Origin of the sequence: Marinobacter algicola DG893, assembly GCF_000170835.1 — a bacterium.
Classification (GTDB): Bacteria; Pseudomonadota; Gammaproteobacteria; order Pseudomonadales; family Oleiphilaceae; genus Marinobacter; species Marinobacter algicola.
Genome location: NZ_ABCP01000073.1, coordinates 1 through 7,134 on the forward strand (window position 1 = coordinate 1; position 7,134 = coordinate 7,134).

Consider the following 7,134-nt stretch of genomic DNA (forward strand, 5'->3'; position numbering starts at 1 on the left):
GGGCTTGCAGGCCCTCCTCGCGATTCAAACTTGTGCTAGGCGCCGCGTTGCTCGAGAACGGCGACAGCCGGTAGCGTTTTTCCTTCCACGAATTCCAGGAAGGCGCCACCACCGGTGGAAATGTACGAGATTTTGTCACTCACACCGTACTTGTCAACGGCGGCAACGGTATCACCGCCGCCAGCCAGAGAGAAAGCGTCGCTTTCGGCGATGGCTTTGGCCAGGGACTGGGTGCCGTTGCTGAACTGGTCGAACTCGAAGACGCCGACCGGCCCGTTCCAGAGGATGGTTTTGGCATTCTTCAGCAGCTCGGCGAACTGGCCAGCGGTTTCCGGGCCAACGTCGAGGATCATGTCGTCGTCGCTGACGTCGGAGATGTTCTTGGTGGTGGCGGTCGCGGTCTCGGCGAATTCACTGGCGACGACTACGTCTACCGGCAGCGGGATTTCTACGCGGGAGGCGATTTCGCGGGCCGTGTCGATCAGGTCATGCTCGCACAGGGATTTGCCCACCGGGTGGCCAGCGGCCGCCAGGAAGGTGTTGGCGATGCCGCCGCCGACGATGATGGAGTCGCAGACTTTTTCCAGGGCGTTGAGGACGTCCAGCTTGGTGGACACCTTGGAGCCGCCAACAATCGCAACCACGGGCTTGGCCGGGTTATCCAGAGCTTTTCCGAGGGCTTCCAGCTCTGCTGCCAGCAGCGGGCCGGCGCAGGCTTCCGGGGCGAAGCGAGCGACGCCATGGGTAGAGGCCTGGGCGCGGTGGGCGGTGCCGAAAGCGTCCATCACGTAGACATCACAAAGCGCGGCGTATTTTTTGGAAAGCTCTTCGTCGTCTTTTTTCTCGCCCTTGTTGAAGCGGACGTTTTCAAACAGGACAACTTCGCCGTCGGCCACATCAACGCCGTCCAGATAATCGGTAATCAGGCGAACGTCCTGGCCCAGCACTTTACTGAGGTGATCAGCCACCGGTTTCATCGAGGAGGCTTCATCGTAGACGCCTTCTTCCGGGCGGCCGAGGTGAGACATCAGCATAACCTTCGCGCCGGCGTCCTTTGCCGCCTTAATCGTCGGCAGCGAGGCACGGATGCGGGCGTCGCTGGATACTTCTCCGTTCTTTACCGGTACGTTGAGGTCTTCACGAATCAGTACCCGCTTACCGGCGAGATCCAGATCGGTCATTCTCTTGATAGTCATCGTTGTTCATCCCCTGATCAAAAAATGTGTCAGTGGCTGGAGAGCCAGTGTTTGCTGACGTCCAGCATCCGATTTGCGAACCCCCACTCGTTATCAAACCAGCACAGCACCTTCACCATGGTGCCGCCGGTTACGCGCGTCTGGCCTCCGTCGACGATGCCGGAATGGGCGTCGTGATTGAAATCGGAGCTGGCCAGAAGCTCATCGGTGTAGCCCAGTATGTGTTTCAGCGGGCCGCGGGCGGCATTTTTTAGTAAGTTGTTCACCGCCTCCACCGAGGTGTTTTCTCTGACATTCACCACCATGTCGATTGCCGATACGTTCATGGTGGGCACCCGCATGGCCACCGAGCTGAACTTGCCTTCCATGTGAGGCAACAAACGCTCAATGCCCTTCGCGAGGCCTGTATCGACTGGAACAATGTTGTGCAGGGCACTGCGGGTTCGGCGCAGGTCCTGATGGTGGTAGGCGTCGATCACCGGTTGGTCATTCATGGCCGCATGAATAGTGGTGGTCGTGCCATGCTCTACACCCAGCGCGTCGTCCAACACCTTAATAACCGGCACCAGGCAGTTGGTGGTGCAGGAGGCGGCGGCCACGATTCGGTCGGACCCGGTGAGTTGATCCTGGTTCACACCATAAACAATGGTGCGATCCACATCGGATTCCGCCGGTTGTGAGAACAGCAGGCGTTCAGCACCAGCCTTCAGGTGTTGCTCGGCCGTCGCCCGGTCGGTGAAAGCACCGGAGCACTCCAGCACCAGATCAATGCCCAGCTCGTCCCAGGGCAGCTCCGATGCTTCGGCGCAACGGACGACGCGAATACGGTCCCCGTTTACCAGCAGGGAATCTCCCTCAACGTTTATCTCACCCTGGAATCGACCATGGGTGGAATCGTAGCGGGTAAGATGGGCAATGGTATCGATGTCCGCCAGCTCGTTAATCGCGACCACCTGAAGGTGATCGCGAAAACGATTCTCATAGAGTGCACGCAAGACGCACTGGCCGATACGGCCGTATCCATTGATGGCGATGCGATACGGTGCAGCGGTACTCATCAGGCTTCCAGCAGCTCCCCGGCCACAGCAACGATGTTATCCACCGTAAAGCCAAACTCCTTGAACAGCTCACCGGCCGGCGCTGACTCACCAAAGGTGCTCATGCCTACCACGCGGCCGTCCAGGCCAACGTACTTGTACCAGTAGTCTTCAATAGCCGCTTCAACGGCAACCCGGTTGGTCACCTCCAGCGGCAGCACTTCCTGCTTATAGGCCGCGCTCTGGGCGTCGAAGGTGTCGGTGGATGGCATGGACACCACGCGAACCTTGTTACCCTTCTGGCGCAGAGCTTCGGCGGCGTCCTGAGCCAGCCCCACTTCACCGCCGGTGGCGATGAGGATAAGGTCCGGCGTGCCTTCGCTGTCTGACAGGATGTAGCCACCCTTGGCAATGTTGGCCAGTTGCTCGGCATCACGCTGCTGGTGCGGCAGTCCCTGACGGGAGAAGACCAGCGCAGTCGGGCCATCGGCACGCTCCAGGGCAGCCTTCCAGGCGACCGCAGACTCAACGGCATCCGCCGGGCGCCAGGTGCTCATATTGGGCGTGGTGCGCAGGCTCGCCAACTGCTCGATAGGCTGGTGCGTAGGACCATCTTCACCCAGGCCAATGGAGTCGTGGGTGAACACATAGATGGAGCGCTGCTTCATCAGCGCGGCCATGCGCACGGCGTTGCGGCAGTACTCCATGAAGATCAGGAAGGTAGCGCCGTAAGGCACGAAGCCGCCATGCAAGGCGACGCCGTTCATGATGGCAGCCATGCCGAATTCGCGAACACCGTAATAAACGTAGTTACCGCTGGCGTCTTCTTTGGTCAGCGGCTTGCTGCCATTCCAGATGGTGAGGTTGGAGCCCGCCAGGTCGGCAGAGCCACCCAGCAGTTCCGGCAGCATCGGGCCATAGGCGTTCAGGGTGTTCTGGGACGCTTTGCGGCTGGCGACCGTTTCGCCTTTGTCCTGGCACTCCTGAATATACGCCTGGGCCTTCTCGGAGAAGTCCGCCGGCAGTTCTCCGGCCATACGACGCTTGAGCTCAGCGGCCAGCTCCGGCTCCGCCTTTTCGTAGGCGGCAAACGTCTGCTCCCACTCAGCCTGTGCGGCGGCGCCTTTTTCACGGGCATCCCAGGCACCATAAATTTCCGAAGGAATCTCGAAGGCACCGTGGCTCCAACCCAGCTTCTCACGGGTCAGTGCAATTTCGTCCTCTCCCAGCGCTGCGCCGTGACAGGCTTCGGTGCCCTGCTTGTTGGGGGAACCAAAACCAATAATGGTCTTGCAGCAGATCAGCGTGGGCTGGGCTGTATTCGCCCGGCCAGCCTCAATGGCAGCGCGAACGGCCTCCGGATTATGGCCATCAACCGCTGGAATCACCTGCCAGCCGTAGGATTCGAAACGCTTGGGCGTGTCGTCGGTAAACCAGCCGTCCACTTCACCGTCGATGGAGATGCCGTTGTCATCGTAGAACATGATCAGCTTGCCAAGGCCCAATGTGCCGGCCAGGGAAGACACCTCGTGGGAAATGCCTTCCATCAGGCAGCCATCGCCCAGGAAGGCGTAGGTGTAGTGATCAACAACATTATGGCCAGGGCGATTGAACTGCTCCGCCAGGGCTTTCTCTGCCAGCGCAAAGCCGACCGCATTGGCGATACCCTGCCCGAGCGGCCCCGTAGTGGTTTCAACACCCGGCGTGTAGCCGTATTCCGGATGGCCCGGGGTTTTGGAGTGCAGTTGGCGGAAGTTCTTGATGTCTTCGATGGAGACGTCATAGCCGCTCAGGTGCAGCAGGGAATACTGCAGCATGGAGCCATGGCCGTTGGACAGCACAAACCGGTCACGGTTAGCCCACTGGGGGTTGGCCGGGTTGTGGCTAAGGAAATCATTCCAAAGGACCTCGGCGATGTCCGCCATACCCATGGGTGCGCCAGGGTGGCCGGATTTGGCTTTCTGAACCGCATCCATGCTCAGCGCGCGAATGGCGTTGGCGAGATCTGTGCGAGACGGCATTGACGTTTCTCCAGTTTTTGGTCGGCAAAAGGTGAACGGTTAAAAAGAAGGCGCGTATTTTCGCCGATTAGTGACCACCGGGGCAAATCGGCGACGCTCTTTTTGAGGATGTTTTACGGATGTTTCCAACACCGGAATTTTCGCACTGAAATTTTGTTTGATTTTTCAAACAGATCTAAACCTATATCAATTTATTTTGATATAGATATTGATTGCCCGGAAAGACATGCCTACACTGCTTTCCCATGACATCCATAACCGCACCTGCAAATGATCTGTCCTCAGTGGACGCTCTGGCACCGATCTTCAAAGCGAGCGGCGACCCGTTGCGCCTGGAGATTCTGCGGGTGTTGCGTCGGGACACCTTTGGTGTACTGGAGCTGAGCCAACTCTTCGGGATGCGCCAGTCGGGCATGAGCCATCATTTGAAGGTGATGCACAAGGCAGGACTGCTGGAACCCCAGCGGGAAGGCAACGCCATTTTCTACCGGCGCCCCCTGAACCTCGAAAGCGACAAGCTGACGGACCAGACCATCCGCCAGGTCTTCCAGAGCGTGGACCGTATTCCGCTTCCTGAGCATTTGCAGGAAAAGATCGAAGCCATTCGCAATCAGCGCGCGGATCAGTCTCAGGCTTTCTTCTCCCGTTATGCCGAGAAATTCCGGGAGCAACAGGAGCTCATCGCCGCGTTTGATCTCTACGCCGAACCGGTGGCGAATCTGATTCGTAATCGTTCCGAGCGTCATGACTGGAAAACGGCCCTGGAAATCGGCCCCGGTGAAGGTGCATTCCTGCCGGTGCTCTCAAAGATTTGTGAGCATGTAGTGGCACTGGACAACTCTCGCGACATGCTTGCCAAGGCCACGCGCACCTGTATTGATGAGCGCCTGAACAATGTCGATCTGATTGAAGGTGTCACCGACAACCTGTTGGCACGTGGTGACGATTTTGATCTGGTAGTCGCCAACATGGTCCTGCACCACGTACCCAGCCCGGCGGACATTTTCCTGGATGCCTCGGCACTGATGAACACCGGTGGCTGCCTGTTTGTCAGCGATCTGTGCAGCCACGACCAGGATTGGGCGAAGGAAGCCTGCGGCGATCTGTGGCTGGGCTTTGAACCCGAAGAGCTCACCAGTTGGGCGACCGATGCCGGCCTGGCTGCAGGAGAGTCACTGTTCATCGGGCTCAGAAACGGCTTTCAGGTGCAGGTAAGAGAATTCTGGAAAACCGCAGAGTCCACATAAGACAGAAACCAAAACTGTATCAATTTCTTTTGATATAGAATTATGCAGACTCTGAAAACTGATTTACGATACCGACATCAAAACAGCCGGCCTCAACCAAAGACCTATTGCCGGCCCGAATTTGCAACGCTCACAGAGGAGCAACCCTATGTCTGACTACAGCGTCTTTACCTCCGAATCGGTCTCTGAAGGCCACCCTGACAAACTGGCAGACCAGATTTCCGATGCCGTCCTCGACGCCATCCTGGTTGACGACCCCCATGCCCGGGTTGCGTGCGAAACCATGGTAAAGACCGGGGTCGCTATCGTCGGTGGTGAAATCACTACCAGCGCCTGGGTGGATCTGGAAGACCTGGTGCGCGGCGTGATCAAGGACATTGGCTACACCTCCTCTACCGTGGGCTACGACGGTGACACCTGCGGCATCATCAACATCATCGGCAAGCAGTCCGTGGACATCGCCCAGGGTGTTGACCGCCAGAAGCCGGAAGATCAGGGTGCCGGTGACCAGGGTCTGATGTTCGGCTACGCCAGCAACGAAACCGATGTGCTGATGCCGGCCCCGATCACCTTCTCTCACCGTCTGGTGCAACGCCAGGCCGAAGCCCGCAAGAGCGGCCTGCTGCCATGGCTGCGCCCCGACGCGAAAAGCCAGGTCACCTGCCGCTATGAGAACGGCAAGGTCACGGGCATCGACGCCATTGTTCTGTCCACCCAGCACGACGAAGACGTGTCTCAGGCTGACCTGAAAGAAGCGGTGATGGAATTGATCGTCAAACACGCTCTGCCGGCTGAACTGCTGCACAAGGACACCCAGTTCCATATCAATCCAACTGGCAAGTTCGTGATCGGCGGCCCCGTGGGTGATTGCGGCCTGACCGGGCGCAAGATCATCGTCGACACCTACGGCGGCATGGCTCGTCACGGCGGCGGTGCTTTCTCCGGCAAGGACCCCTCCAAGGTGGACCGTTCTGCGGCTTATGCGGGCCGTTATGTGGCCAAGAACATTGTCGCAGCCGGCCTGGCGGAGAAGTGTGAGATTCAGGTGTCCTACGCCATCGGTGTGGCGCAGCCAACATCCATCTCCCTGAATACCTTCGGCACCGGGAAGATCAGCGACGACAAGATCATCAAGCTGGTCCGCGAGCACTTCGACCTGCGCCCGTATGCAATCACCAACATGCTGGACCTGCTGCACCCGATGTACCGGGCCACCGCGGCCTACGGCCACTTCGGCCGCGAGCCGGTTGAGATGACGGTTGGCGGCAAGACGTTTACCTCGTTCCCCTGGGAGAAGACGGATCGTGCGGACCTTCTTAAGGATGCTGCTGGCATTTGATTGTGTTGAGCTTGGGTTAGCCCGCTGCTGATGGGGGCGGCGGCGCTGAGGGACTCCTTTCATGGACACGCTACAAGCACGTCCGTGTGCGCTTGGGGTCGGCCATCCATGGCCTCCCACAGTCCATGAAAGGGGTCCCTCACCACCGCTTCGCATTGTTGTGAGGGCTTGTCGAGGATAACGGACCGAAAATTATGGATATCCAGCACTGATTTTTGCTGGGACGGTTTAGAAGGCCATTTTTATGGCCGTGGTCGTATAAGGACCGCGATCACCAAAATTTAAACGAGGCGG

At 58.5% G+C, this 7,134-nt stretch carries 5 protein-coding genes; 2 read left to right on the forward strand and 3 right to left on the reverse strand.

The window, feature by feature from the left end; genetic code table 11:
* Positions 1-35 precede the first annotated feature (35 nt).
* Genes MDG893_RS19950 through tkt form a run of 3 tightly spaced genes read right to left on the reverse strand, consistent with a single transcriptional unit; the run spans position 36 to position 4,254 of the window.
* Entirely contained in the window at positions 36-1,196 is a 1,161-nt protein-coding gene (locus MDG893_RS19950) for a phosphoglycerate kinase (RefSeq protein ID WP_007155652.1), read from the reverse strand.
* Between the two features lie 29 nt (positions 1,197-1,225).
* A complete protein-coding gene (gap, locus tag MDG893_RS19955; protein ID WP_007155653.1) occupies positions 1,226-2,254 on the reverse strand; it encodes a type I glyceraldehyde-3-phosphate dehydrogenase in 1,029 nt (342 codons plus the stop codon).
* Positions 2,254-4,254, reverse strand: a complete 2,001-nt coding sequence (gene tkt, locus MDG893_RS19960; protein ID WP_007155654.1) for a transketolase — start codon at positions 4,252-4,254, stop codon at positions 2,254-2,256. The genes gap and tkt overlap by 1 nt, the downstream gene beginning before the upstream one ends.
* Before the next feature lie 245 nt (positions 4,255-4,499).
* On the opposite strand from tkt, the gene MDG893_RS19965 reads away from it, so the two are divergent.
* Positions 4,500-5,501 (forward strand): metalloregulator ArsR/SmtB family transcription factor, encoded by a 1,002-nt coding sequence (locus MDG893_RS19965; RefSeq protein WP_007155655.1) that lies wholly within the window; start codon positions 4,500-4,502, stop codon positions 5,499-5,501.
* 148 nt (positions 5,502-5,649) lie between these two features.
* On the forward strand, positions 5,650-6,840 hold the full coding sequence (metK, locus tag MDG893_RS19970; protein WP_007155656.1) for a methionine adenosyltransferase: 1,191 nt from the start codon (positions 5,650-5,652) through the stop codon (positions 6,838-6,840).
* The last annotated feature ends 294 nt before the right edge of the window (positions 6,841-7,134 follow it).

Coding starts and splice junctions, on each gene's coding strand:
- MDG893_RS19950 (WP_007155652.1), bottom strand. CDS start 1,196: ATGACTATCAAGAGAATGACCGATCTGGATCTCGCCGGTAAGCGGGTA.
- gap (WP_007155653.1), bottom strand. CDS start 2,254: ATGAGTACCGCTGCACCGTATCGCATCGCCATCAATGGATACGGCCGT.
- tkt (WP_007155654.1), bottom strand. CDS start 4,254: ATGCCGTCTCGCACAGATCTCGCCAACGCCATTCGCGCGCTGAGCATG.
- MDG893_RS19965 (WP_007155655.1), top strand. CDS start 4,500: ATGACATCCATAACCGCACCTGCAAATGATCTGTCCTCAGTGGACGCT.
- metK (WP_007155656.1), top strand. CDS start 5,650: ATGTCTGACTACAGCGTCTTTACCTCCGAATCGGTCTCTGAAGGCCAC.